The 26989-nt window shown below is 42.9% G+C and carries 29 protein-coding genes and 1 tRNA gene; 18 read left to right on the top strand and 12 right to left on the bottom strand.

From position 1 onward, the window contains the following. Positions 1-36: 36 nt before the first annotated feature. Both VQ048_RS06040 and VQ048_RS06045 read left to right on the top strand, forming a co-directional pair. Positions 37-2100, top strand: a complete 2064-nt coding sequence (locus VQ048_RS06040; RefSeq protein WP_327610790.1) for a protein-disulfide reductase DsbD family protein — start codon at positions 37-39, stop codon at positions 2098-2100. Between the two features lie 79 nt (positions 2101-2179). Then, complete coding sequence (locus VQ048_RS06045; protein WP_327610791.1) at positions 2180-2950, top strand: alpha/beta fold hydrolase; 771 nt, start codon at positions 2180-2182, stop codon at positions 2948-2950. Here the strand turns inward: VQ048_RS06045 and VQ048_RS06050 are convergent. Next, positions 2947-3954: a DHH family phosphoesterase gene (locus VQ048_RS06050; RefSeq protein ID WP_327610792.1), complete on the bottom strand. Its 1008-nt coding sequence runs from the start codon at positions 3952-3954 to the stop codon at positions 2947-2949. The two genes, VQ048_RS06045 and VQ048_RS06050, sit on opposite strands and share 4 nt — an antisense overlap. Positions 3955-4145: 191 nt before the next feature. On the opposite strand from VQ048_RS06050, the gene rpmH reads away from it, so the two are divergent. After that, positions 4146-4301 (top strand): 50S ribosomal protein L34, encoded by a 156-nt coding sequence (gene rpmH / locus VQ048_RS06055; RefSeq protein WP_009085498.1) that lies wholly within the window; start codon positions 4146-4148, stop codon positions 4299-4301. A 177-nt stretch (positions 4302-4478) separates the two neighbouring features. Next, a complete protein-coding gene (locus VQ048_RS06060; RefSeq protein ID WP_327610793.1) occupies positions 4479-5189 on the top strand; it encodes a cell division ATP-binding protein FtsE in 711 nt (236 codons plus the stop codon). 14 nt (positions 5190-5203) lie between these two features. On the opposite strand, the gene VQ048_RS06065 is transcribed toward VQ048_RS06060, so the two are convergent. From VQ048_RS06065 to VQ048_RS06075, 3 genes are read right to left on the bottom strand one after another with little or no spacing between them, the layout of a single operon-like run. Then, on the bottom strand, positions 5204-5902 hold the full coding sequence (locus VQ048_RS06065; RefSeq protein WP_327610794.1) for a tRNA1(Val) (adenine(37)-N6)-methyltransferase: 699 nt from the start codon (positions 5900-5902) through the stop codon (positions 5204-5206). Continuing rightward, the gene (locus VQ048_RS06070; RefSeq protein WP_327610795.1) at positions 5899-7353 is read right to left on the bottom strand and encodes an ATP-binding protein; all 1455 of its coding nucleotides are present in this window, start codon (positions 7351-7353) and stop codon (positions 5899-5901) included. The genes VQ048_RS06065 and VQ048_RS06070 overlap by 4 nt, the downstream gene beginning before the upstream one ends. Beyond that, positions 7340-7939 carry a riboflavin synthase gene (locus VQ048_RS06075; protein WP_327610796.1) on the bottom strand — a complete coding sequence of 200 codons (600 nt, stop codon included), beginning with the start codon at positions 7937-7939 and terminating at the stop codon, positions 7340-7342. The genes VQ048_RS06070 and VQ048_RS06075 overlap by 14 nt, the downstream gene beginning before the upstream one ends. 61 nt (positions 7940-8000) lie before the next feature. On the opposite strand from VQ048_RS06075, the gene pdxA reads away from it, so the two are divergent. After that, positions 8001-9092, top strand: coding sequence for a 4-hydroxythreonine-4-phosphate dehydrogenase PdxA (gene pdxA, locus VQ048_RS06080; protein ID WP_327610797.1), 1092 nt, complete (start codon positions 8001-8003; stop codon positions 9090-9092). 333 nt (positions 9093-9425) lie between these two features. On the opposite strand, the gene VQ048_RS06085 is transcribed toward pdxA, so the two are convergent. Next, positions 9426-9647 (bottom strand): hypothetical protein, encoded by a 222-nt coding sequence (locus tag VQ048_RS06085; RefSeq protein WP_327610798.1) that lies wholly within the window; start codon positions 9645-9647, stop codon positions 9426-9428. Positions 9648-9775: 128 nt separating this feature from the next. Continuing rightward, on the bottom strand, positions 9776-10342 hold the full coding sequence (locus VQ048_RS06090; protein WP_327610799.1) for a Crp/Fnr family transcriptional regulator: 567 nt from the start codon (positions 10340-10342) through the stop codon (positions 9776-9778). 131 nt (positions 10343-10473) lie between these two features. Here VQ048_RS06090 and VQ048_RS06095 point away from each other — a divergent pair, with 131 nt between their 5' ends. The 5 genes from VQ048_RS06095 to rocD all read left to right on the top strand — a co-directional run bounded on the left by VQ048_RS06095 (position 10474) and on the right by rocD (position 14672). Continuing rightward, positions 10474-11004 (top strand): YceD family protein, encoded by a 531-nt coding sequence (locus VQ048_RS06095; RefSeq protein ID WP_327610800.1) that lies wholly within the window; start codon positions 10474-10476, stop codon positions 11002-11004. Positions 11005-11090: 86 nt separating this feature from the next. After that, positions 11091-11294: a 50S ribosomal protein L32 gene (gene rpmF, locus VQ048_RS06100; RefSeq protein ID WP_327610801.1), complete on the top strand. Its 204-nt coding sequence runs from the start codon at positions 11091-11093 to the stop codon at positions 11292-11294. A 114-nt stretch (positions 11295-11408) separates the two neighbouring features. Then, entirely contained in the window at positions 11409-11897 is a 489-nt protein-coding gene (gene accB, locus VQ048_RS06105) for an acetyl-CoA carboxylase biotin carboxyl carrier protein (protein WP_327610802.1), read from the top strand. 79 nt (positions 11898-11976) lie between these two features. Next, positions 11977-13332: an acetyl-CoA carboxylase biotin carboxylase subunit gene (gene accC / locus VQ048_RS06110; RefSeq protein ID WP_327610803.1), complete on the top strand. Its 1356-nt coding sequence runs from the start codon at positions 11977-11979 to the stop codon at positions 13330-13332. Between the two features lie 89 nt (positions 13333-13421). Continuing rightward, complete coding sequence (rocD, locus tag VQ048_RS06115) at positions 13422-14672, top strand: ornithine--oxo-acid transaminase (protein ID WP_327610804.1); 1251 nt, start codon at positions 13422-13424, stop codon at positions 14670-14672. A gap of 36 nt (positions 14673-14708) precedes the next feature. On the opposite strand, the gene VQ048_RS06120 is transcribed toward rocD, so the two are convergent. After that, the gene (locus VQ048_RS06120) at positions 14709-15797 is read right to left on the bottom strand and encodes a glycosyltransferase (protein WP_327610805.1); all 1089 of its coding nucleotides are present in this window, start codon (positions 15795-15797) and stop codon (positions 14709-14711) included. Positions 15798-15929: 132 nt separating this feature from the next. On the opposite strand from VQ048_RS06120, the gene VQ048_RS06125 reads away from it, so the two are divergent. Genes VQ048_RS06125 through VQ048_RS06140 form a run of 4 tightly spaced genes read left to right on the top strand, consistent with a single transcriptional unit; the run spans position 15930 to position 19560 of the window. Continuing rightward, positions 15930-16721, top strand: coding sequence for a glycosyltransferase family 2 protein (locus VQ048_RS06125; protein WP_327610806.1), 792 nt, complete (start codon positions 15930-15932; stop codon positions 16719-16721). Continuing rightward, positions 16718-17725 (top strand): WaaS/CpsH family glycosyltransferase, encoded by a 1008-nt coding sequence (locus tag VQ048_RS06130; protein ID WP_327610807.1) that lies wholly within the window; start codon positions 16718-16720, stop codon positions 17723-17725. Before VQ048_RS06125 ends, VQ048_RS06130 begins: the two co-directional genes overlap by 4 nt. Further along, positions 17715-18707 carry a WaaS/CpsH family glycosyltransferase gene (locus VQ048_RS06135; RefSeq protein ID WP_503619821.1) on the top strand — a complete coding sequence of 331 codons (993 nt, stop codon included), beginning with the start codon at positions 17715-17717 and terminating at the stop codon, positions 18705-18707. Before VQ048_RS06130 ends, VQ048_RS06135 begins: the two co-directional genes overlap by 11 nt. A 22-nt stretch (positions 18708-18729) precedes the next feature. Further along, positions 18730-19560, top strand: coding sequence for a glycosyltransferase family 2 protein (locus tag VQ048_RS06140; RefSeq protein ID WP_327610809.1), 831 nt, complete (start codon positions 18730-18732; stop codon positions 19558-19560). A gap of 120 nt (positions 19561-19680) precedes the next feature. Here VQ048_RS06140 and VQ048_RS06145 read toward each other — a convergent pair whose 3' ends face one another. The 5 genes from VQ048_RS06145 to VQ048_RS06165 form a co-directional block, all read right to left on the bottom strand. Next, on the bottom strand, positions 19681-20019 hold the full coding sequence (locus VQ048_RS06145) for a phosphomannose isomerase type II C-terminal cupin domain (RefSeq protein WP_327610834.1): 339 nt from the start codon (positions 20017-20019) through the stop codon (positions 19681-19683). Between the two features lie 141 nt (positions 20020-20160). Further along, a tRNA-Leu gene (locus VQ048_RS06150) sits at positions 20161-20241 on the bottom strand. Between the two features lie 64 nt (positions 20242-20305). After that, positions 20306-21073 carry an MBL fold metallo-hydrolase gene (locus VQ048_RS06155; protein WP_327610810.1) on the bottom strand — a complete coding sequence of 256 codons (768 nt, stop codon included), beginning with the start codon at positions 21071-21073 and terminating at the stop codon, positions 20306-20308. A 48-nt stretch (positions 21074-21121) separates the two neighbouring features. Beyond that, positions 21122-21712 (bottom strand): HD domain-containing protein, encoded by a 591-nt coding sequence (locus VQ048_RS06160; protein ID WP_327610811.1) that lies wholly within the window; start codon positions 21710-21712, stop codon positions 21122-21124. Positions 21713-21731: 19 nt separating this feature from the next. Then, positions 21732-22121 (bottom strand): acyl-CoA thioesterase, encoded by a 390-nt coding sequence (locus VQ048_RS06165; RefSeq protein WP_327610812.1) that lies wholly within the window; start codon positions 22119-22121, stop codon positions 21732-21734. A gap of 103 nt (positions 22122-22224) precedes the next feature. Between VQ048_RS06165 and VQ048_RS06170 the strand changes: the two genes are divergently transcribed. The 4 genes from VQ048_RS06170 to VQ048_RS06185 all read left to right on the top strand — a co-directional run bounded on the left by VQ048_RS06170 (position 22225) and on the right by VQ048_RS06185 (position 26979). Beyond that, positions 22225-22776, top strand: a complete 552-nt coding sequence (locus VQ048_RS06170; RefSeq protein ID WP_327610813.1) for an L-threonylcarbamoyladenylate synthase — start codon at positions 22225-22227, stop codon at positions 22774-22776. Between the two features lie 96 nt (positions 22777-22872). Beyond that, entirely contained in the window at positions 22873-24306 is a 1434-nt protein-coding gene (locus VQ048_RS06175) for a CCA tRNA nucleotidyltransferase (RefSeq protein WP_327610835.1), read from the top strand. A 38-nt stretch (positions 24307-24344) separates the two neighbouring features. Continuing rightward, entirely contained in the window at positions 24345-25427 is a 1083-nt protein-coding gene (gene dinB / locus VQ048_RS06180) for a DNA polymerase IV (RefSeq protein ID WP_327610814.1), read from the top strand. A gap of 79 nt (positions 25428-25506) precedes the next feature. After that, the gene (locus VQ048_RS06185; RefSeq protein WP_327610815.1) at positions 25507-26979 is read left to right on the top strand and encodes an alpha-amylase; all 1473 of its coding nucleotides are present in this window, start codon (positions 25507-25509) and stop codon (positions 26977-26979) included. The last annotated feature ends 10 nt before the right edge of the window (positions 26980-26989 follow it).

Here is a 26989-nt window from a genome sequence, read left to right on the forward strand (position 1 = left end):
AAGGGTTCGGAACCCCCAACAAAAGCATTATCAAAGATGAAATTCAAAAATTGGCTTTTTCTTATCATTGCCTTTTTGTCCGTTTCGCTTTCAGCGCAAATCAAGGATCCCGCCAAAATCAAATTCGAGGTCAAAACCTTGGACAATCACCAGTACGAAGCCGTCATTACGGCTACACTGGACGCCGGGTGGCACATTAATTCCATCAACCTTCCTCCCGACACCGCCATTCCCACCGAAGTACTGCTATCGGGGGACAACATCGAAAAAATCGGACAAAACACCGAAAGCGGAAAGAAAATAAAAGAATACAGCGACGCCTTCGGCGGCGATATGGTTTACTTCGCTAACCGTGCAGTTTTCAAACAAAAATTCCGACTGAAAAACCCCGAAAAACCGGCTTTGGCAGTAGTCGAGTTCACCTACCAAGTCTGCGACGACCGAATATGCCTCGCGCCCAACACCTTGGAATTCGAGCACCGCATCGAAGCCCAAACTCCGCAAACCAATACCACCGAAGCCCCCCTTGTCTCAAATTCCGACACGGCGAGCATCGGAGGAACTACGGAAGCTGGTCCCCCTCAAAACACCACGTCACCGGCTCCTCAAGCACAAGACAATAAAAATTTAAAAATCAACTCTTTAGATTATAAAAATCCGCTGACCGACTGCGGAACAAAACCGGAAAATCATGCCGAAAATTACTGGACGTATCTTTTTCTAGGCTTCGTAGGAGGACTCATCGCCCTATTGACCCCCTGCGTCTTCCCGATGATTCCCCTAACGGTATCGTTCTTCACCAAAGGAAGTAAAAACCAAGCCAAGGGACGAAGAGACGCGCTTATTTATGGTTTTTTCATTCTTTTCATTTTTGTTCTTCTCTCCGTGCCGTTTCATTTGATTGACGGTATCGCAGGAAATATTTTCAATGAAATCTCCACCTCGGTAGGACTGAATTTATTTTTCTTTGCCATCTTCCTCTTTTTTGCTGGAAGCTTTTTCGGCTACTACGAAATCACTTTGCCAAGCTCTATCGCCAACAAATCTGCCAAAGCAGAAGAAGCCGGTGGGCTAATTGGGATTTTCTTTATGGCCCTTACTTTGGTTATCGTTTCTTTCTCTTGCACAGGGCCTATTCTGGGTAGTCTTTTGGGAAGTGCCGTAACCGGATCGGCCAATGTTCCTATGCTACTAACTTTCGCACTGGGCGGATTCGGGCTTTCCTGGGCCATCGTCTTCGGACTTTTGGCACTATTCCCTCAAGCCTTGGCCAGCTTACCGAAATCAGGCGGCTGGATGAACACCGTGAAAGTCGTGCTGGGATTCATCGAACTGGCTTTGGCTCTAAAATTCCTATCCAAAGCCGATTTGGTTTCCAAAACCTTTCTGCTCAAGCGAGAACTGTTCGTCGCCCTTTGGATTCTTATCACCATCGGACTGGTCCTTTACCTCTTCGGGCTGATTCGCTTCCCTCACGACGATAAAAAACAAAAAATAGCTCTCGGACGAAAACTATTCGGTGTGTTGGGAATCGGATTTATCCTCTACCTTTTCCAAGGTTTGTTTCCATCCGAACGCCCCAAACTTCAGGCACTTTCCGGGATTCTTCCTCCCATCAACGTCAGCTATTTGCACAAAGAGGCCGACGGTATATTGGGAATGCATCCCGAGCACGATTATTTCAAAGCCGTGGAAAAAGCCCGCAAAGAAAATAAGCCCATCTTGATTGACTTTACCGGCTACGGTTGCGAAAATTGCCGAAAAATGGAAGAATTCGTCTGGAGCGAACCCGACATTCTTCCCATCCTCCAAAACGACGTGGTTTTAGCTTCGCTCTACGTGGACGACAAAGAAGAGCTCCCCGAAAGCGAACAAGTAAGAATCGACATGGGCGGAGGGCAAATGAAAAAAATAAAAACCATAGGCGATCGTTGGAGTTTGTTCCAGCAGGTGAATTTTAACAACAATTCCCAACCGCACTATGTCTTGGTCACGCCGGAAGGCAAAGTGATTAACCGCCCTGTTTCGGGCTATATGCCTAAAGAAGAATTTAAAAAATTCTTGGAATGCGGCGTAAACTACTACAAAAAACAAAACTAAACCCGTTTTTTCGGAAGGCGGAGGCCTCAGGCCTCCGCTTCTCTTATAAAACCCCTTAAAATCAAACCGAAATACACGTATGCTTCATTACGAAATCACCGGTACCGGAAAAGAATACCTCGTCCTGCTTCACGGCTTCATGGAAAATTCATTCATTTGGGAAGACCTGCAGCCTTTTTTATCCAAAAAATTCAAACTGGTAAAAATAGACCTGCCCGGACACGGCCAAAGCCCCTGCGAAAAAGAAATTCACACCATGGATTTCATGGCGGAAAAAGTCAAAGAAGTAACCGACAAACTCCAAATGGAAAAGTTTCACCTTTTAGGACATTCTATGGGCGGCTACACCGCTTTAGCCTTTGCCGAAGCTTTTGGAAACCGACTCCAGAGTTTGACGCTGTTTTTTTCCACCTTCGCTGCCGACGATGAAGAGAAAAAAGAAACAAGAAGAAGAAGCCTAAGAATCGTAGAGGACAGCCTAAAAACTTTTGTGGCCGCAGGCGTCCCCAATTTATTTAACCCTTACGAAAAAAAACTTTTGGAATCCAAAATCGAATTAGCCCAATCCATTGCGCTATCCACCCCAACAAAAGGCATCACCGCCGCCATCAAAGGCATGATTGAGCGCCCTGACCGTAAATCTGTTTTGGAAACATTCGACCAAAAAATCCTCATTTTGGCAGGAAAGCATGATAACGCCGTAAAATCCCTACCGATGCTCAGCCAACTGCCCGAAAAAGAGAACCTCAAATCCTATCTTCTCGATTGTGGACACAACGGCCACTGGGAAAAACCCGAAATCTGCGCCGCCATCATCAACACCGAACTCCTCCAAACGCCAGATTCCTAGAGGTCTTCGGAAGCTATTTTCTGTTTAAAATCGGCAATAGTCTCTTCGATCGGTTTAAAGTATTTTCCACCGGCTGCATTAATATGCCCACCTCCATTAAAATAGCTTCGGGCAAAACGGTTCACGTCCACATCGTCTTTCGAGCGAAATGAAATTTTGATGAAATCTTCATGCAAATCCTCCATAAAGAAAGCGGACATTTTGGTTCCCGCCAAGCTAAGCCCGTAATTCACAAAACCTTCCGTGTCGCCCTTCTCAAAACCGTAGGCTTTGAGTTCTTCGCGTTTTAACCAAAGTACTGCCACTTGACCGTCCTTTACCAGTTCGATACGACCCAAAATAAGCGACAAAAGATGCAAACGAGAAAGCGTATTGGTATCCCACGTATCGGAAGTAATGCGGGCCGGATCCGCCCCTTTTTCGATTAAGTAAGCAATAATGCGGTGCGTAGTTGCCGATGTCGAACGAAAACGAAACCCGCCCGTATCGGTCATAATCCCCGTATAAAGACAGCGAGCCACCGCTTCATCAACCAAATGTTCCTCCCCCAAGGCTTCAATAAAGTGGTAAACCATTTGGCAAGTCGCCGGAATAGACGTATCGGAATAGACATAATCAAAAGCGTCGGGCTGCTGATGGTGGTCAATCAAAATCTTAGTACCTTTCGCCCTATCAAGCCACGGCCCCACCATAGCCCCTGCCCGATGAGAGGCATTAAAATCCAAAATAAAAATAGCCTGAGCCTCAGCAATCAGCTCGGCCGCCTTCTTCCGTTTATAATCGGCTATCGTGATTTTTTTCGCCTCCGGCATCCATTTGAGAAATTTCGGAAAATCGTTGGGAACCACCACCTCGGCCTCCACCCCACGAGCATTCAAGAAATGCTTAAGCCCCAAAGCACTTCCAATGGCATCGCCATCCGGATTGTAATGCGTAACGATAACCACTTTCTCGGACGAGGCCAATAAGCGTTTGATTTCCAAAAGTTCCGTCGGTGTAAACATTGTATCTTTATTTTGAAGGACGCCAAAGATAAGCATTTGCCAGCGAAGCACGAAAAGCTTTCCTAAGAGCACGCGAAAAAACCACCCCGATTCATTAAAACTTTTTTGAAATAAATTTGCAGGGTATAAAAAAATCAATATCTTTGCAACCTCAAAAAAGAATAATTACGGACACGTTATAAATTGAAGTAATGAAAAGAACATTCCAACCATCAGAAAGAAAGAAAAGAAACAAACACGGTTTCAGAGAAAGAATGTCTACGCCAAACGGTAGAAGAGTATTGGCTGCGAGAAGAGCAAAAGGCAGAAAAAGATTAACCGTAAGTGCTTCACGCGCTAAAAGATAATCTGTAAGCCATCCTATACAAGTCATGCTTGAAAAGTAAATTTTTCAAGCATTTTTTGTTGTTAAAATTTAATAAAAACAAGGCGTATCAAAAGTATTTTCTTTATTTTTGAGCCTTAAAACACGCTGACCAAACCATCCATCATCGGATAAAAACAGCGAAAAAAATAATTGTACCATGCCGCATAGAAATAATACGGGAGAATGCATCGTCAGCCTAACCAATGCCAAAATTGCCCAAAAGAGTTTTACCGTTCTCAGCAACGTTGATCTGAACATCCAAAAAGGTAAATTCTGCTACCTTATCGGCAAAACAGGCTCAGGAAAAAGCTCCCTTCTGAAGACCCTATACGGCCATATCCCGTTGGCAGGAGGACAAGGCAGTGTTGCCGGATTCGATTTGGCTAAGCTAAGAGACTCCAATATCCCGGACTTGCGCCGAAAGTTAGGCATCGTCTTTCAGGATTTCCAACTTCTGTCCGACCGAACCGTAGAAAAAAACCTACGCTTCGTCTTGGAAGCCACCGGCTGGAAAAATAAAACCGACATCGAAGACCGAATCAACGAAGTTTTGGGTAGCGTCGGCATGAAAAGTAAAAAACACAAAATGCCGCACGAACTCTCCGGAGGCGAACAGCAGCGCGTAGCCATTGCCCGAGCCTTACTAAACTCCCCCGAACTCATCTTAGCCGACGAGCCAACAGGAAACCTGGACCCCGAAACCAGCAACGAAATCATGACGCTACTAAAGCGCGTCGCATTAGAAGGAAATTCTGCCGTGGTTATGGCCACCCACGATTACCACATGATTCAAAATTTCCCGGGAGAAGCCATTAAATGCGAAGACGGAAAAGTCTCTGTTTTGGCCACCGCCGAACTTTTCGAGTAAATTCTTCTCTAAATTCACTTACCAAAAACGTGAAAATCACGGGTAAGTTCAAGATACTGGTCCGAGTAAACCCTCGGACCTTTTTCGATGATTAAATCCAACTCTTCGCAAGCTTTCGACACAAAAGAAAACTCCAATACCACCCGCCGAATTTCCGAAGAATCGTTTCCGTAAATATTCACTTTACGAATCAAAAAAAAACCTTCCCGTAAAGCAGCCGAAACAAAACCCTCCGCCATGGACGAGGGAATAATCACCGATAACAAACCTTCCGCCGAAAGCACCCTAACAGCTCCCCGCACGAGATCTTCAAAATCCAACATCACCCGCTGACGAGCAATTCGGTCCTTAACCGAAGGATTCGCTTCAAAATAAGGCGGATTACAAACCACCAAATCAAAACGATCCTGAGGATAATACGCCCGAAAATCCCCACACCACACCTCCATTCGGGAAGAAAAGGGCGAAGCCGAAAAATTAAGCGAAGCCAATGCTGCTGCCGCCTCATCAATATCCAAAGCCGAAACATAAGCCGTCTCTCTGCGCTGGGCACACATCAAAGCAATCAATCCCGTTCCCGTCCCTACCTCCAATATCCGATTCGCAGCCGAGACTTCGCACAAAGCTCCCAGCAAAACCCCATCCGTCCCCACACGAAAAACCAACGGAGACTGCTGAATCGTAAACTTCTGAAATCGAAAAGGTTTCATCATAAATTTGAAGGCAATGCAATTGTAAAACGTGTGCCCTTCCCCACTTCGGACTTCACCGAGATTTCGCCCCCACAATCCTCCACCATCTTCTTAACCATGGTAAGCCCCAAGCCCATTCCCGAATTTTTTGAAGTAAAATTAGGTTCAAAAATACGCTCGAGCATTTCCTCCGGAATCCCCACACCATTGTCCTCCACCGAAATCGTAATCCGTTTCTGAATTTGCTCCACATCCACGTTAATCATAAGCTGACGGTTTTCATCCGCCGCCTGCTGGGCATTCGTAACCAAATTAGTCAAAATCCGGTTAAGGTAAATCTTATCCATGTTAATCCGAATTCCCTCACGATTGAAATGCACAAAAATCCCCCCATCATCAAACACCCGAATAATATTGCTGACCTCCTTATTGAGGTCGAAAACTTCATTATGCTTTTCAGGCAACTGGGCAAACTGGGAAAAAGCCGAAGCCACCCTGGCAATCAAATCAATCTGCTCCACCACAGAATCGCTCATTTGATTGAACTTTTCCACAATATTCGGGTCTTCAGGATTAAATTTCCGACGGAAATTCTGAATCGTCAACTTCATCGGCGTCAAAGGATTTTTCACCTCGTGCGCCACCTGCTTAGCCATTTCGCGCCAAGCCTGCTCCCTCTGAATGATTTCCAACCTGGCTTTCTGCTCCTGAATTTGAACAATCATACGGTTATAACTGTTAATCAAAGGTTTAAGCTCGTCATTTTCATAGTATTTAATCAAATTAAGCTCATGGTCGAACAAGGCTATTTTACTAATCAAATTAGAAAACTTCGTTAAAGCCTTAGTTAAATTCTTGGAAATCAACCAACTATAACGAACCCCCACCAAAACAATGAAAATATTAATCACCACCAAATAAATCCCGTATTTCTTAAACACCGCCATATAAACAGAATCGCTATGGTAATACGGAAAATAAACAATCCCTATCGGCTCTAACATATTGTTTTTCAAAACCATGTACGACGACATAACATTAGCCTCCAACGCTTCATCGTACGTCGTTACATCCACCCTTTTATCGCTCCCCAAAACTTCTTTCACCAACGCCATAGGCAAACGAACCTGCTCCACCTGAACCGAATCCTTATTGGATAAAAGGTAACGCCCATCAAGATCATAAAGAACCACATCCGCCTTACTGATGTCCGAAATCTCATAAATTTTATTCCCCAAAATCCCTTTAAGATCGTCGGTTTCCACCTGGGTATGACTCACGGCATAATCCAGCGAAGCCATTAACGCATCGGACTTTTTCTGCTGATCCGTACGGCTCTGCTCAATGGCATTGTTCCGCAAAATAAAAAAAGAAACCAACGCAGAACTAAGAATACTGAGAAGACAAACAAAAAAGAATCCCCAAAAAATTCGACTCCTCAAGCTATACCCCCTATACCTACTTCCCGACATAACCAGAAGCCATTAGTTTCGCAACATATTTCCCAATGATGTCAAACTCCAAATTAACACGATCGCCCACCGACAAAGCATGCATATTGGTAAACCTCCAAGTGTACGGAATAATCGCTACCGAAAATTCCCCGTCCCCACTATGAGCCACCGTAAGGCTGATGCCGTTCACCGTAACCGACCCCTGAGGCACCGTCACAAACCCAGTCCCGGCATCGTAAGCGATCGTAATGTAGTGGCTTCCGTCCCGGTCTTCCATCGCCGTTACCCGCCCCGTGGTATCCACATGCCCCTGAACTACATGCCCGTCCAGACGGCCATTGAGCGACACACAACGTTCCAAATTCACAAGGGTACCTTCCTTCCATTCCGAAAGATTGGTTTTTTCCAAAGTTTCATCAATGGCCGTAACGGTATAACGGTCGCCATCAATCCCCACCACCGTAAGGCAGCATCCGTTATGCGCCAAACTCTGATCGATCTTTAATTCCTGCGTAAAAGGCGCACTCAGAATCACATTCCTGTTTGTCCCTTCCCGTTCGATTTTTTCCACTTTCCCCAATGCTTCGACAATTCCCGTAAACATATCGTAATTTTGTGTTAAATTTGTAACTTTAGCAATTATTTCCCAAAGATAACTAATAATTATGAGTTCTAAACATCACAAAGTAAGGGTAGGTCTCTCGGTCGGTGATTTTAACGGCATCGGACCGGAAATCATCATGAAGGCTCTGAGCGATAAAAACATTACGGATTTTTTCACGCCTGTCATTTTTGCTTCGGGAAAACTATTCACTTATCAAAAAAACATTTTTAAGCTGCAGATGAGCTTCAACTACATCACCGAAGCCTCCCAAGCCCAAAATGGAAAACTAAACATGGTCAACCTTTGGAAGGACAATGTCAATGTAGACTTGGGAACCCCTACCGAAGAATCCACACGCATGGCCATCGACTCTCTGGAAGCCGCCACCGAGGCGCTCATTAACGGAGACATTGACGTTTTGGTTACCGCTCCCATCAATAAGGACGAAATGCTAAAACAGGGATTCAAACACGCCGGACACACCGGTTATTTGGAGGAAAAATTCGGCAAAAAAGGACTAATGTTCTTGGTTACAGACACCTTAAAAGTTGCCGTTTCTACCCACCACATCCCCATCGCCAAAGTCGCCGAAAACATCACCAAAGAAAAAATAAAAAAACAAGTCAAACTACTCAATCAATGCCTGATTGAAGATTTTATAATCGAACGTCCCAAAATCGCCGTACTGGGATTAAACCCTCACGCCGGCGACGGCGGAGCCATCGGCAAGGAGGAAACAGAAATCATCGAACCGGCCATCAAAGAACTCTTTGACCAAGGCCTATTAGCCTTCGGGCCCTTCCCCGCAGACAGTTTCTTTCAGCCCTCCAAATACAAACACTACGATGCCGTGCTAGCCATGTACCACGACCAAGGCCTCGCCCCGTTCAAAACCCTGGCTTACGAAGAAGGCGTAAACTACACCGCGGGCTTGCCCTTCGTACGCACTTCGCCAGACCACGGTACCGCCTACGACATTGCCGGACAAGGCATTGCCGATGCCTCCAGTTTTTCGGAAGCCATCTTTAGCGCCATCAAAATATTCAAAAACCGAAAAGAAAGGAAAGAATTGATGCAAAACCGACTTCAACCCAGAAAACGCGCATCCGACAACGGCGTAGACGAAGACCTCCCCGAGAATTCGGAAGGATAAAGAAAAAGCGGTCATCTTCCAATGACCGCTTTTTTCATTTTAACTCACTTAATTTGATACTTTTTTCTAAAATGCTTAATGCTTACTAAAAGTACAGCCAATAAGATAAGTAGCATTTGGGAAATATTTAGATTGAGAGATTGACTATGAAGATAGTCCCAAGCTAAAACCCCTAAATGATACAGGAAAAACACACTCAATATAGAGAGAATACCCAACTGCCAATTTCTAGTTTTAAGAAATTCCAACTTTTTATTCCATTTTAATATTAATGCCAACAAAATTAAAAGTAACAAAACATTATCAACCATAATTATATATTTAAATTATATTTTATTTACTATCACAATTCGCAACACAAGCGATTTGATAAGCAACAGCAATAGCATCCATAACTGGCGAAGGACCATCAGCAGCAATCATCGCTAAAGCTGCAGCAGTGCAAGCTGCCTTACACCAGAAAGATGAAGTGGCAACATAACCATCAATATCGGAATTATACACAATATTGATAGGATTTCCAATTTCAAAATTATCCTCAGAAGCATAATCCATCTTCCCTGTCGACATTTTAATTAAAAGGAATCTTATTAAAGCTTCATTCGGATGATTCTATTTAACATACCAAAGATGGAAAGAAAAAATAGAACTCACCTGTGATATGCATCACAATTTTAAGAAATCTATAAAAATTTCTTATTCCTAACAAAATGTTCTCTAGAAATAGAAAGAAAAGATGCCATAACAGAATCCGTAACACGACCTATAATAGGACGATAATTCCTTTTTAGATATTCTATTTTCTCTCTCGTGCTTTTCCCCATACAATGGGCTTTATCCACATATAGTAGAATACTATTTTCTAATATTTTAAAGAAAAAATTCATTATCTCAATAGATTGTTTTGCGAGTTGTTGAAAATCACTTTTGGTAATGCATAAAATTTCAGCTTCCTCTATACATTCTATAATTTCACTCTCTCCAGAAAAATTTTCAAAATTAATAATATTGGTCAGCAATCTATTCTCCCAAGCGATCATTCTTGTTACTTGCTCACCATCATCATTCCTATAATACGCTCTTATTATCCCACTATTCACAAAATAGAGCATCCCATTTCCATCATCATCCATCAAAATATCTCCCTTTTTTACTTTTTTTAGTTTAAAATACGCTCTTATAAGACCTAAGCCCTCCTCTCCTATATTACCATAAGCTTTAGCCAATGATATAATCTGAAAATATACCATATTTCTCCTGATTTAAAAGTCTACACTTATCCAAATATAATTCTTTTTATCTATTTTTGTAGTCGCAAAAAAATCAACGGTATATATATTTGCAAATTCAAAAAAAATATCTATTTTTGCAACCTCATTTTATGGACAAGTATAGAAACTATGATATAGCGTTCGTCGGACTAAAAAACGGCAAACACGAGTTCCAATTTGAGATAGGAAAAGCGTTCTTTGAACTTTTTGACACGGAGCAAGAATTCACAAACCCGCGCATCGTTGCAGAAGCCTTATTGGAAAAACATTCGACATTTCTCGAATTAACCATCCGAACGAGCGGAACCGTGAATTTGGTTTGCGACCTCACCGGAAGCCCTTTCGATTATCCGATAGATAATACACTAAAGGTTTTGGTGAAGTATGGCGAAACGTATGACGACACCAATGAAGAAGTCATTACCATTCCCCATAGCGACCACGCCTTCAACATCGCGCAACTCGTTTATGAAGATGTTATGTTATCGATTCCCATGAAGAAAATCTCCCCCGAGGTTAGCGAGGAAGATTGGGCAATTTTGGAGCAATACAACCCCAGCGAACCCGATGGGCAAGAAGACGAAGAAAGCGAAGGCGACCCCCGATGGGAAGCCTTGAAAAAATTAAAAGAAAAGAACTAAATAAATTGTTTAAATAGATGAGATGATGAAAGTCTCTCATCACTCATCCCTGCAAAAGCAGGCATCATTTAAAAAAATTATTAAAAATGGCACATCCAAAAAGAAGACAGTCTAGCACAAGAAGAGACAAAAGAAGAACCCACTACAAAGCTGTGGTTCCTCAGTTAGCAAAAGACGCAACAACCGGTGAGCTTCACCTTTACCACAGAGCGCACTGGCATGAAGGAAAACTATACTACAGAGGTAAAGTAGTAATGGAGAAAGAAACCGAAGGATCCGAAGAAAACTAATTTTCTTTCAGGAAATTTCATTTTCATACAAGAAACCACTCGTATTTTATGCATAATATAGAGTGGTTTTTTGTTGTTTTTTTGTACATTTGGCCAATATTCAAATTTCAAATTATGGACATTAGAGACATACAAAACCTCATCAAGTTTGTATCTAAAGCTGAGGTTTCCGAAGTAAAATACAAAACCAAAGACTTCGAAATCACTATCAAAACGCCTTTGGCTGGTAACGAGTCCGTAGGCTTCATTCCTCAGCCTGCCATGTACCCAACAGCACCGCAAATGCCTGCAGTAGCTACGCCACAAACGACCGCTCCTGCTGCTCCGGCAGAAAAAACAGAGGCTGCATCGGACGAAAGCAAATACCTGACAATCAAATCCCCTATGATCGGGACATTCTATAGAAAGCCGGCTCCGGATAAAGACGCTTTTGTAAGTGTAGGCGACGCCGTCACTCCGGGTAAGGTAGTCTGCGTTATCGAAGCCATGAAGCTCTTCAACCAAATCGAATCCGAAGTTTCCGGAAAAATCGTGAAAATTCTTGTGGACGATGCCACTCCTGTAGAGTACGACCAGCCTCTATTCCTCGTGGATCCCTCCTAAGACCTTGTAAGCTGAAACCAAAGCAACAAACTCGATGAACGGGGAGGAATGCCCCTAAAATTTAAAATTTCGGAAAAAGATGTTCAAAAAAATACTAATCGCCAATCGTGGCGAGATTGCCATGCGTATCTTGCGCACCTGCAAGGAAATGGGGATAAAGACGGTTGCCGTCTACTCCACCGCCGATAAAGACAGTCTCCACGTAAGATTTGCCGACGAAGCCGTATGCATCGGCCCGCCAACAAGCAAAGATTCTTACCTCAGCATCCCCAATATTTTAGCTGCGGCAGAGATTACCAATGCCGATGCCATCCATCCGGGGTATGGTTTTCTGTCGGAAAACGCCAATTTTTCGCGCATCTGCCAAAAAAACGGCATCAAATTCATTGGAGCCACTCCCGAACAAATCGAAAAAATGGGAGACAAATCGAACGCCAAAGCCACAATGAAAGCGGCAGGTGTTCCCTGCGTACCCGGCTCTGACGGACTGATTGAATCCTACGAAGAAGCCGCCAAAACCGCTGAAGAAATCGGCTATCCCGTTATGATTAAAGCCACCGCGGGAGGTGGAGGTAAAGGGATGAGGGCCGTATGGAAAGCCGAAGACCTGAAAGAACACTGGGATTCTGCCATTCAGGAAGCCGTTGCAGCCTTCGGAAACGGAGGAATGTATATGGAAAAACTTATTGAAGAACCTCGCCATATCGAAATTCAAATTGCAGGGGATCAGTTCGGTAAAGCTTGCCACCTTTCGGAAAGAGACTGCTCCGTCCAAAGAAGAAACCAAAAACTGGTGGAAGAAACGCCTTCGCCTTTCATGACGGAAGAACTCCGAGAAAAAATGGGCGAAGCCGCTGTGAAAGCCGCCGAATATATCGGCTATGAAGGCGTCGGTACCATCGAGTTTCTAGTGGACAAACACCGCAATTTCTACTTTATGGAAATGAACACCCGTATCCAAGTAGAGCACCCTATCACCGAACAAGTAATCGACTACGACTTGATCCGAGAGCAAATTCTCTTGGCAGCGGGCACCCCGATTTCCGGAATCAATCATTACCCTAAGCTTCATTCGATAGAGTGTCGGATTAACGCCGAAGATCCCTATAACGATTTTCGCCCAAGCCCGGGGAAAATCACCCAACTCAACATCCCCGGCGGGCACGGTATCCGTGTGGACACCCACGTCTACTCCGGTTATACAATACCATCCAACTACGATTCGATGATTGCTAAGCTTATTACCACGGCGCAAACCAGAACCGAAGCCATTGCCAAGATGAAACGTGCTTTGGAAGAATTCTACATCGAAGGGGTGAAAACAACCATTCCGTTCCATAGGCAACTCATGGAAGATCCCGCCTTTATTGAGGGGAATTACACTACCAAATTCATGGAGTCCTTTAAAATGGACAAACGTTACGAGAATAATTAAATTCAGACCACAAGAACCGCTTAAACAAGCGGTTTTTTATTTGGTTTACCGGCGGCTATTTTCGTATTTTTGTGGAAAAGTTAATCAAAATGAAGACAGCAACACCACAAAAAACACCCGACTTCTACATCGAACTGGAAAACCGCCACGGCGCCCACAATTACCATCCGCTTCCTGTCGTCTTGGACAAAGGCGAAGGCGTTTACGTTTGGGATGTCGAAGGAAAAAGATATTACGATTTTTTATCGGCTTATTCTGCCGTTAACCAAGGGCATTCGCACCCCAAAATCGTTAATGCGTTGGTTGAACAAGCCCAGACCCTAGCGCTGACTTCCCGCGCCTTCTACAACTCCAAACTCGGTATCTACGAAGAAAAAATCACCAAGCTTTTAGGCTTCGACAAAGTGCTCCCAATGAATTCCGGAGCAGAAGCGGTGGAAACAGCCATCAAACTGGCCAGAAAATGGGCTTACGAGGTTAAAGGCGTAAAAGGAAACAACGCTAAGATCATCGTGTGCGAAAACAACTTCCACGGAAGAACCACCACCATCGTTTCCTTCTCCAACGATCCCGATGCTCACCACAACTACGGGCCTTTCACGCCCGGATTCGTAAGAATTCCTTACGATGATACTGATGCACTGCAAAAAGTATTGGAAGAAGAAGCCGAAAACATTGCAGCATTCCTAGTGGAGCCCATCCAAGGTGAAGCCGGCGTTTACGTCCCAACCGAAGGCTTCCTTAAAAAAGCCCAAGAACTTTGTAAAAAACACAACGTTCTATTCATCGCCGATGAAGTGCAAACCGGTATTGCACGGACAGGAAAACTCATCGCCTGCCAGCACGAAAACGTACAACCCGACATCCTTGTATTAGGAAAAGCCCTTTCCGGCGGTATGTACCCTGTATCTGCTGTTTTGGCCAATGATAACATCATGAAAGTCATTCACCCGGGACAACACGGTTCCACATTTGGAGGAAACCCATTGGCCTGCGCCGTAGCTATTGCCGCTTTGGATGTAGTGCAAGAAGAAAAACTCTCCGAAAGAGCCGAAAAACTAGGTAAAATATTCCGTGCCGAAATCGAAAAAATCATTGCCAAAACCGACCTCATCTACCAAGTACGAGGAAAAGGCCTTCTGAATGCCATCCTAATCAACGATAGTCAAGACAGCCCTACCGCATGGAATCTTTGTTTAGATTTAGCTAAAAATGGCCTTCTAGCAAAGCCGACCCACGGTAATATCATCCGTTTGGCTCCGCCTTTGGTCATCACCGAAGAACAATTGATGGAATGTGTAGCCATCATTGAAAAAACCGTACTGGAATTTAAGAAATAATTTCTTAGCGTTTCATGGACCAAAAGACCGGAAAATTTATTCCGGTCTTTTTTGATTCAGAAGCTTTTCCCATTGCACCATCGGAGATTCATTTTGAATTTTCAATAAACGGGCCTGCGCCCCTTCCCTAAGTTTTAAAGCCAAAGCCGAATCCTCTATCAATGCTATTGTATGGTTAGCAAGCCCTTTCGCCTCATTCTTAGCCGAAAGCAAAGCCGTCTCATTATGAAGCAACATATCTTTGATCCCTCCATCGCTATCGGTGGCTACCACCGCATTTCCACACAAAATAGCTTCCGCAACAGCCATAGAAAACCCCTCGCAATTAGAGGTGGAAAGACATATACTCGATTTAGCCAACTCTCCTCCAATCGATTCTACAAACCCCTTCATTTCGTAATTGTTAATCCCCTTACCGCAAAAATACTCCTCTATTGCTTTTCGAAGACGCCCTTCGCCATAGATATTCAAATGCCAATCTGGGTGTTTTGCCGAAATCAAAGCCCAGGTTTTGGCAATCAAAAATGCATTTTTATGCTTGCTCTCCAAACGCGAAATAAAACTCACCGTTTTTTCTTTTTGCGCCACTAATTCTTTCGAAAACCGCATGGGATTATATATCGTAACCAAATTATTCGTTTTCTCATCCCCAAAAAGATCAATCAATTCTCTCCTTACCCCCTCACTCACGCATACCAACCCATGACATGAAGCCGTAATAAACTTACTGAGTTTCGCCCTCTTAAAAGGATAGAAAACTTTTGACCACAACCGCCTAAGTCTGTGTTTGTTTTGAGCATCTTCATATTTTCTAAGATAAGCATAGGGGGAGCCGTGATATTGTGGTATGGCAATCACACCCGTTTCCTTTGCTGCTTCCAAAACAGCAATGGACACCGTCATATTATCTCCTTGAAAAATAAAATAATCAGGACGTTCTCGCTTGAAAAAATCAACAAAAACAGATTTAAACTTCCTTTTAGAACGAGGATTCAAAACCTCTATTTTCAATCCCTCAGGATAATCGACCACCGGGCTTCCCACGCCATACAACGACACTAAAGAAGACACCTTTTGACCACTTGCATTAAAAAGACGAATTAAATCCGCCGTCACCCGCTCCACTCCGCCTCCAAAAGAATAGTCTACAATAAAAAAACGATTTTATCTTTTCTCGGCGTCTCTTGTTTCTGCATTTTATTTCGACTAATTTTTGAAAAAGATACGACAAATTTATAAATTTGTGTAAAAATCATTTTGAAAACATCCCTGATTATCTCCACGTACAATTGGCCTGAAGCATTGGACTTAGTCTTGCAAAGCATTCAAAAGCAATCCGTGCTTCCCGACGAGGTGATTATTGCCGATGACGGCTCTAAAGAAGAAACCCAAACGTTAGTGCACCGTTGGCAGAAAAAATCACGCGTTCCGCTGGTGTATCTTTGGCAGGAAGACTTAGGCTTCCGCCTATCAGAGGTTCGAAACAAAGCCATCGCCAAAGCCCAATACGAGTACATCATCCAAATTGACGGGGATGTTATTCTTCACAAGGATTTCGTGAAAGACCATAAAAAATTTGCAGAGAAAAATTGTTTTATTACAGGCTCTCGTGTATTACTTATGGAAAAAACAACTCTGAGAGTGTTTGAAGACAGAAAAATTAATTTCGGATTTTTTACAAAAGGTGTAAGAAACCGTTTTAATGCTTTACGATTTCCTTTGTTTAATACCTTTTTTAAGCCACAAAACTCTCCTATTGAGAAAATGGGTTATCGTATAAGAGGGTGTAATATGAGCTTTTGGAAACAAGATTTACTAGATATAAATGGTTATGATGAAAGTTTTGTAGGTTGGGGAAGAGAAGATACTGATGTCGTATTTCGTTTAATAAAAAAAGGGTGTTACAGAAAAAAAATAAAATTGGCTTTAATACAATTTCATTTGTATCACAAAGAACACTCTAAAGAAAATTTGGAGGCTAATCATAAACTAATGGAAAGAGCCTTGTCGGATGCTTCTTTTTGGGCAAAAAACGGAATAAAAAAATGAAAGGACGCGTATTATTGTTAATGACTCCGCATTACTCTATTTATCAGAATATAATCAAAAATTTAGAGCTGATGGGGTACGAAGTTCTTTATTTTGAATCTGTTTACACAGGATTTAAGTATAAGAATTGGTTTCAAAAGCTTACTAATTTTATAAGAAAAACATTCTTAAACGATAAAAACTACAAAAAACAACTCAAAGAATCTCATTTAGAAAAATCTTTAGTGACTTTATTAGATTGTCCTGAAAATTATTTTGATTATACATTGGTTATACGACCAGACACTTATACCCCCAAGATGATGGTGCATATCAATAAAATATCAAAAAAAACTATCGCTTATCAGTGGGATGGGATGAAACGGTTTCAGCATTCAGAGGCATTAATTGACTCGTTTGATGTTTTTGGTGTTTTTGATAATAATGATTTTGAAGTGTACTCTAGAAAACATAAAAATTTATTTTTAACCCATAACTTTTACTTTGACTTTGTCTCTGTACCTCAAGCCAAAACGATTGATTTATGTTATATAGGTGCGGAGCTGAATAATAGAGTACAAATTATAAATTATATAAGTTCGCTCATAAATGCTACAGATTTTGTAAGTTATTTTAGAATTTATACAGAGCGACGTAATTTTAATCAAGAATTCCCTGTCATAATAAACAATAAATTATTATCCTATCAAGAAGTTGAACGTATTTCTTCTCAAAGTCGTTGTATTTTGGACATTAAGTTTCATGCTCACGATGGCTTATCCTTTCGTTTCTTCGAGGCACTGCATTTTTCCCAAAAAATAATAACCGATAATCCTACGGTTAAGAACTACGACTTTTATCATCCTAATAATATTCTTATGGTAGAAGACTGGTTTAAGTTGACAAAAGAACAGTTGGCATCGTTTTTAGAAAAGCCATATACTGAGATACCTGAGTGTGTTAAGTCTAAATATTCCTTTGAAGAATGGTTTAAAACTATAATTTCAATAGAAAATGAGGTGTAAAAAGACGATAATATTAGCTATGCCGCAGAGTTTTGGCATATACGAGCATATCATAAAAAATCTCAGACATTTGGATTATGAAGTAGTCGATATAAGCATGGATGCCGACAGGGATTTTAAATACCCCAATATAGGATACAAAATATATAATTTTTTGAGGAAAGTTTTTTTGGATGATAAAGACTATAAGAAAAAATTAAAACAAAATAAAGTCGGGAAGTATATCCTCCCCACGCTGGAAAAACTAATTGATAAAGCCGATTACGCCCTGATCATAAGACCAGACATTTATCCTAGAAGTACGATAAAGGCTATAAAAAGGAAAACCCATTTCATGGTTGGATACCAGTGGGACGGGCTAAAAAGATTTCCAATGGTAAAGCTATATGTCAAGTATTTTGACCGCTTTTTTGTATTTGATAAAGAGGATTTAGATGGGGGTAAGTATAGTCTTCTGACCAACTTTTATTTTGATTACCCTATACTAAAGGAAAGGATAGAAATAATCCCAAACTCCGTTTATTTTGTAGGTAATTATTTTGAAAATAGAAAATCAATACTTGAAAAAATAGGAGAAAAGGTTAGCAAACAGGGGATGAATAGTCGCATAACAGTTTTATTATCTCCTCCTAATTACGACAAGGAAGGAAGCTCATCCTATGTTAATTATGTCAAGGGGGAAATCTCTTTTGAGGAAAATATCAAGCGTGTCTTAGAATCGGAAATACTGGTAGATATAGTTAACACAGTACATAAGGGGCTTTCTTTTAGAGTGTTCGAAGCCCTAGGGAACGATAAAAAACTCATCACCAATAACACAACGATAAAAGAGTACGATTTTTATAACCCCAATAACATCTTCGTAATTGAAAATGAGAATTTAGAAGGCTTGGAGGCGTTTTTGAAAACAGATTATATCATCGATGAAAAAATAAAAGAAAAATACGCCTTTTCCAACTGGATAAAAAGAGTTTTAGAATAGCTGGTTTTAATAATGATAAATAATGGATAACTTAAATCTTGTTTCTGTAATCATACCGTGCTATAATAGTGCAAACTACATTCAGGAGACCCTAACATCTGTAAGAGAACAATCTTACTCTAATGTTGAAATCATCGTTGTGGATGATGGCTCTTTGGATAATCTGCCAGATATTATGGAAAAAGAGATGCAAAAAGATTCTAGGGTCTCATTTTTTAGACAGAGTAATAAGGGGCAATCAATGGCAAGGCAGTTAGGTGTAGAAAAATCAAAAGGTAAATATCTATTGTTTTTAGATTCAGATGATAAAATACATCATTCCTACATACAGAAAGCTGTAGAAATTCTAGATAAAAATCCAGAAGTGGGAATAGTAACTTGTAAAGCTCATTTTTTTGATAAAATGGATGGAGAATGGGAACTCCCAGAATATGTGTTAGCTGATTTCTTGATACAAAATAGTATATTTATAACCTCTCTGATTAGGAAAGAAGATTTTCAAGAAATAGGAGGGTTTGATTCGAGTTTAACATTTTATGAAGATTGGGACATCTTTTTATCTCTCATTGAGAGAGGGAAAACAGTGTGCCGAATTCCTGAAGTTCTATTCTATTACAGAAAGAGAGAAAATGAGACATCAGTTACCGATAATGCGTTGAAAGATAGGTATATCTTGTCTTATAATAAAAAGAAAATTTATTGCAAACACTACCAACTTTACGAGAAAAATGGACTAGGGATTGATGTATTGTTTAACAATAAAGTTGAAAGTGATAAGTATAAACGCAAATATTATTCTGTATGGTATAGGTATATCTTTTACAGAATATTTAATCCCAAAAAACTATTATAGCCTATAATCAAAAAAAGACAGAGTAGCACATGGACAAATTTGTTTTTTTGTTATAGGATGTTTGTGCTAAATGGATATTAGAAAAAATGAAAAAGAAGATAGAATAATGGAAGTCAGTCCTTATCTAGCGTAGTCATCTTGTAATCTTACAATATCATCCTCTCCGAAGTAAGTCCCCGTCTGAACCTCCACAAAGACAAGAAGTTCTTTCGCCCGATTTTCGATACGGTGTTTGGCGCCTAAAGGGATAAAGATGCTTTGCCCGTATTTTAAAGGATGTTCCTCACCGTCCAAAATCACGACGGCTTCCCCCTGAACCACCGTCCAATGCTCTTGCCTCTTATGATGGTACTGGTAAGATAGACGCTGCCCGGGATTAACCTCAATTTTTTTCAGTTTAAAGTGCTCCTCGTCCTGCAATACATAATATTTCCCCCAAGGTCTTTCTCCTATTTCCAACATGATTTTCTTTATTTTTTCAAACCACAAAAGTACAAAATTTCACTTACACCATCACCGAACGCCAATTTCTTCCCAATCAAAAAGAAACAAGGCCGCTCTCAATAAAAAAACCGATAATCGTAATGATTATCGGTTTTGTACCCAGGACCGGGATCGAACCGGTACTCCAAAGGAACTGGTGTTTGAGACCAGCGCGTCTACCAATTCCGCCACCTGGGCTCGTCATTGAGTTTGCAAATATAAAACTTTTTCTAAACGTTCCAAAACATTTTTATCTTTTTTTTCAAAAAAATAATTCCAATCCGTCGTAAGCCTGATGAACATTAGAAGGAAGACGATTTTCCTCTTCTAAATAGCGTCCGAAATGATGGCTAATATGCGTCAAATACATTTTTTTCGGCTTCAATTCGTCATTCAGAGCCAAAACTTCGGGAAGAATAAAATGAGCCGGATGGGGTTTCTCCTTTCGGATGCAGTTTAAAACAAGAATATCGAGGTTTTTCAATTTTTCTTTTTCCTCCTGAGAAATAAAACTCGCATCGGTTACGTAAGCCGCTGCCCCAAAACGATACCCATAGATTTCCATTTGATAATGCCTCACCTCGATAGGAAGCACCATGGTTCCCGCAATTTCAACCGCCTGATTTTCCAATGCAAAAAGATCGAACGCCGGCGCCCCCGGATAACGTTCCTCGGCAAAAGCATAAGGAAAACGCCGCCGAACCTCCTCACAAACACGAGCCTTCCCATAAACCGCAATGTTCTGCCCGGTTTTAAAAATAATGGGACGCAAATCGTCCAGCCCAATCACATGATCGTTATGCTCATGAGTCAATAGAAGAGCATCCACATGAGATTCTCCAAAATCCAGCATCTGACGGCGAAAATCCGGCCCGCAATCCACCAAAATTTTCTTCCCTTCATCCGTAGTGAACATCACCGAAGCCCGCATCCTCTGATCCCGAACGTCCTCAGAACGGCACACCTCACAATCGCAACCAATAACAGGCACGCCCTGAGACGTTCCCGTGCCTAAAAACTTCAATTTCATCGGTATATTTGTATGATAAACCTCTCCCTTATTCCTTTTTTTGACAGCTTATTTCCTCAGCTTCCCTTCGGCAACCGCTTTGTCAAGCAGCCGCTCAAAAACGGCTTTCATTTCGTCGGAAGCTTTTTCCACCACACCGGCAATGGTTTTTCTGACTTGGGAAACTGTTACCCCCGCCTCCGTCCAACTCGTTCCGGCATTATGGGTATTAAGGATAAAAGGCATCAGCCGATCCACCGCATTGGCAAAAACCGAATCCGGAGTTTCTTCAGCTTCAAATTCCAGCCACAAAGCCATAAACTCTGCCCGAAGAGGTTCTTCCAAAAGCCCAAAGGTTTCCCGAGCCGCCCGAAGCTCTCTCTCGTGCTTGCCTTTCATCTTTTCTTCATCAAAAATAAAGGTATCCCCGGCCTTAATTTCTACCACGTCATGAATCGAAAGCATCTTAAGAACCCGCAACAAATCGACCGCCTCCCGATTCTTCGCATAAGGATAAAGCACCTGAGCCAATACCATTACCTGCCAACTGTGCTCCGCCGTATTTTCCCTACGTCTGTCGTCAAGATTATAATTTCTTCGCTCAACATTTTTCAGTGCATCCAAAAAGAGAATGAACTCGATTTCCTTTTCTAACTCCATTCTTAATTAAGCTCCCCTATTACACTTTATTGACTTCCACCGGTTTTTTATCCTTCCCTATCGCCACGAAAGTAAACTCCCCTTCCACCGCCTTTTCACGGTGGTCGGAGTACATCTGTTCCATAAAAATCTCCACACTTACCTTCAGACTTTTATTCCCGATGTGAATGATTTTCCCGATCAGTTCCACGATGGTTCCCGCAGGAATCGGTTTTTTGAAGTCTATTTTATCACTACTAACGGTAACCACCATCTGACGAGTAAATCGGGTAGCCGTAATAAAAGCCACCTCATCCATCATTTGCATGGCCGTTCCGCCAAAAAGAGTATCATAATGGTTGGTCGTATTGGGAAATACCGCTTTGAAAATTCGGGTTTCCGCCTGTTTTATTTTTTCTTCTAATGTCATGATCGAAATTTACTAACAAAGCAAATATAAAAAAATAATTCCTCACCCGTTTTCGGCTTTCGTCCTAAATTTGCTACTTTAGCTCTCTCGATACCATTAAGCCATGCTAAACAAAATCATCGACACATTAAAATCCGGCGGCACTATTCTTTATCCCACCGATACCATTTGGGGCATCGGATGCGATGCCACTAATCCCGATGCCGTGCAGAGAGTCTTCGAAATTAAAAAAAGAGAACCTCGGAAATCCGTCATCCTTTTGGTCGAAAATGAAAAACGCCTTCAGGAACTGGTAGACGTTCCCGCCATGGCTTGGGAAATTATCGACCTTTCCGAAAAACCCGTCACCATTGTCTATGATCACCCCAGAGGCCTCCCGAAATCCCTTTTGGCCGAAGACGGCAGCATCGGCATTCGACTAGTTAAAGACCCTTTGTGTCAAAAAATCATCCGTCTGCTCAATGCCCCCCTGGTTTCCACATCCGCCAATTTCAGCGGCCAAAAAAGCCCTCTGAAATTCTCCGACATTCCTTCCGAACTCGTTGATGCCGTTGATGCCGTTGTGGAAGCCCATCAAGACAAAATCGCCCAATATTCGGGATCTTCCATCATCCGGGTATGGGCTGACGGCCGCATAAAGGTGTTAAGAGAATAATGCCTCTGCCCTCGCGCACAGCTTTGCTTTTCCGTCTTTTAAACTCTATCTTTGCACCAAAAGGATGCGGATCAGGGCATCCGCAATCCGAATGCTATGAAGATTAACCTTGTTCAGAATAAACATTTCAAACTTTTCAAGACCATCGCCGAAGTCGCCCACCGCAACGGGCAAACCGTTTACATCGTCGGCGGATACGTTCGGGATTTGCTCATGAAACGCCAAGCCCCCACCGACATCGACTTCGTTACCGAGCAAAACGGCATCAAACTGGCTCAAGCCGTAGCCCAAGAACTTCATCCCACACTGAAGGTTTCCGTTTTCAAAACCTACGGTACCGCCATGTTCAAATACGGCGGGCTGGATTTGGAATTTGTAGGCGCGCGAAAAGAAAGCTATGCCGAGAATTCCCGAAAACCCTCAGTCGAAAACGGAACATTGGAAGACGACCAAAAAAGGAGAGATTTCACCATCAATACCATGGCAATTGCCCTGAACAAAGAAAATTTCGGCGAACTCATCGACCCGTTTCAGGGAAAAAAAGACCTCAGCGAAAAACGCCTCCGCACGCCGTTGGAACCACACCAAACCTACAGCGACGACCCTCTGCGCATGATGCGTGCCATCCGCTTTGCCACCACCTTAGGCTTTAACATTGAGGCCCAGTCGTTTTCCGCCATCCAGGCGGAAGCCGAACGCATCCGTATCGTTTCCATGGAACGCATCATGGTAGAATTCAACAAAATCATGATGGCCGAAAAGCCCAGCGTCGGACTAAAGCTCCTGGACGACAGCGGTCTATTGGACAAAATCCTCCCCGAACTCACTGCCCTGAAAGGCATCGAGGAAATCGAAGGCCAAACCCATAAAGATAATTTTTACCACACCTTGGAGGTTGTGGACAACATTGCCCTGAACACCGATAACTTATGGCTCCGCTGGGCGGCTCTTCTTCACGACATCGGCAAAGCCCCAACCAAAAAATTTGTGGAAGGCACCGGATGGACTTTTCACGGCCACGAATTCTTAGGCTCGAAAATGACCAAACCCCTCTTCCACAGACTGAAATTACCTTTGGGAGCCGACCTGAAATACGTTCAAAAAATGGTACGCCTCTCCTCCCGCCCCATCGCCCTCATTACCGATGATGCCTCGGATGCAGCCTTACGCCGTCTGCTTTTTGATGCCGGCGATGATTTGGAGGATTTGTTCACCCTCTGCAAAGCCGACATCACCACCAAGAATGCAAAAAAGCAAGCCAAATTCACTAAAAACTTTGAATACGTTGCAAAAAAAATAAAAGAAGTTGAAGAAAAAGACCACATCCGAAACTTCCAACCCCCCATTACCGGTGAAGAAATCATGCAGTTATTCGGATTAAAACCCGGACGAGAAATCGGCATCCTAAAGGAAAAAGTAAAGGAAGCCATCTTGGAAGGCGATATTCCCAACGAAAAAGAAGCCGCCCACCGCTTCATTTTATCGGAAGCCGCCGCCCTTAACCTATTCCCGATAAATCCAGAAGAATAGCCACTTTTCCCCTAACACGAATTTCCTAAATTTGCCCCATGGCCGAAAGGAAAATCATTCATATCGACATGGACGCCTTCTTCGCCTCCGTAGAACAAAAAGATCACCCCGAATTGAAAGGCAAACCCGTCTGCGTAGGCGGTGGAGAATACGGCGTAGTCGCCGCCGCAAGCTATGAAGCCCGAAAATACGGTATCCGATCGGCCATGCCCGGAAAAATGGCCCTCCAAAAATGCCCGCACCTGATTGTCGTCAAACCAAGATTCCAACGGTACAAGGAAATTTCAAACCAAATCCGAGCTATTTTTCAGGAGTACACCGATTTGGTAGAACCGCTGTCCCTAGACGAAGCCTATCTGGACGTAACCCAAAATAAAAAAAATAGCTCCTCTGCCAACCAAATCGCAAGAGAAATCCGAAAAAAAATATACGAAACCACAGGGCTTACCGCCTCTGCCGGAATTTCCATCAATAAATTTCTCGCCAAAGTCGCCTCCGATTACCGAAAACCCAACGGCCAAAAAACCATCCATCCCAATGAAATCGAAAGTTTCATGGATCGTCTGCCCATCGAAAAATTTTACGGCATCGGAAAGGTAACCGCCAACAAAATGCACGAACAGCACATCTTCACGGGAAAAGACCTCAAAGCCCGCTCCTACGAAGAACTAACGTCCCTTTTCGGAAAATCCGGTGCCTACTACTATCACGTCGCCCGAGGCATTCATCACAGCGAAGTCCGCCCCCACCGCATCGCCAAAAGCGTCGGTGTAGAAGAAACCTTCTGGGAGAACCTCATGGACGAAGAAACGGTTTTCGACCAACTCACAGCCATAGCTCAAGAACTCCAAAACCGCCTCCGCCGAAAAGAAGTCCAAGGCCGTTCCCTTACCCTGAAAATAAAATACAAAAACTTCGAAACCTACACCCGAAGCAAAACTCAAAACACCTATTTCTCGGACGCCGATCAAATCCTTAAAATCGCCAAAGACCTTTGGAGCCTGAGGCCATACGACCGTCCCGTACGCTTGCTAGGGCTTTCATTAAGCCACCTGAACACCCAAGAGAAAAAACAAGTTTCCGTCCAGTTAAAACTACCTTTCCCGGATCTCGAGCTTTGAAAAACGAAAGATTATCCCCCAAATTATATAAGGATTTTCCCTCCCAATGCCCTATTTTTGATCTTTTAATAAAACAAAGATGAACGCCACCCTTTTGCAAAGCTTCCACTGGTATTCCGAAGGCGATGCCACGCATTACGATCACATTAAAAAAACCTCGGACTGGTTATCCGAACTGGGGATTACCACCGTATGGTTTCCTCCCGCTTACAAAAGTGCCGGCGGTGGATTTTCCGTAGGATACGATCCTTACGATCTTTTCGATTTAGGCGAATTCGACCAAAAAGGAACCGTCCCAACCAAATACGGCACCAAGACACAGTACCAAGAGGCTTGTAAAACCTTACAGAGCAAAGGCATCGGCGTCATGGCAGACATCGTTTTGAACCATAAAGCCGGAGGAGACGAAAAAGAAGTTTTCCATGCCGTAAAAGTGGAATCCGAAAATCGAGAAAATACAACCTCCGAACCTATCGAAATTGAATCCTACACCAAATTCACCTTTCCGGGACGAGGGGATTGCTATTCCGATTTCCGTTGGAACTTCACCTGCTTCAGCGGAGTGGATTACGCCGAAGGCCACAACGGCGGCATTTTCCGCATCCTACACGAACACGGCGAAGGCTGGGAAGACGTCGTGGGCCACGAAAAAGGCAACTACGATTACCTGATGTACAACGACATCGAACACCGCAACCCCTACGTGCGTGAAGAACTAAACTACTGGGGGCAATGGTATCACGAACAAATTTATTTCGATGGCGTTCGATTGGATGCGGTGAAACACCAATCTCCGGCATTTTACAAAGAATGGCTTTTGATGTTACGTGCCAATACGAAAAAAAACATCTTTGCCGTGGGTGAATACTGGGCTCCCGGGCAGCTCCCCTTACTATTGGAATATATCGAGGCCACCGAAGGGTGCATGTCCCTTTTCGATGCATCACTCCATCACAATTTTCATACCGCTTCCCTCCAAGGCGAACACTACGACCTGAGAACCATTTTCGACCAAACGCTCGTTTCCGTACGCCCCGATTTGGCCGTTACCGTCGTCGATAATCACGACACCCAACCTTTGCAAGCTTTGGAAGCTCCCGTAGAGTCTTGGTTCAAGCCTCTCGCTTACGCCCTAATCCTTCTAAGACAAGACGGCTATCCTTGCGTTTTTTATCCCGATCTTTTTGGCGCCCATTACAAAGATAACGGCAAAGACGGCAACGAACATGAAATATTTCTGCCTAAAATTGAAGGCATCGAAGAACTCCTAAAAGCAAGAAAAGAAAACGCCTACGGTATTCAGCGCGATTATTTTGAGGATGCCAACTGCCTTGGTTGGACCCGCGAAGGGGACGGATTTCATAAAGGATGCGCCGTGCTGCTAAGCAACAAAGACGCCTACGAAAAACCCATGGAAGTAGGGAAATCTTACGCTGGAAAATACTTTTACGACCGCTTAGGCCATTGCACGCACAAGGTGGAAATCGATGAAAACGGCTGGGGATTATTTGCCTGCCCTGCCGGTAATGTGAGTGTATGGATCCCCGAATAGCCTCAGCTCT

This window comes from Bergeyella anatis (assembly GCF_036016955.1).
Classification (GTDB): Bacteria; Bacteroidota; Bacteroidia; order Flavobacteriales; family Weeksellaceae; genus JAYWXI01.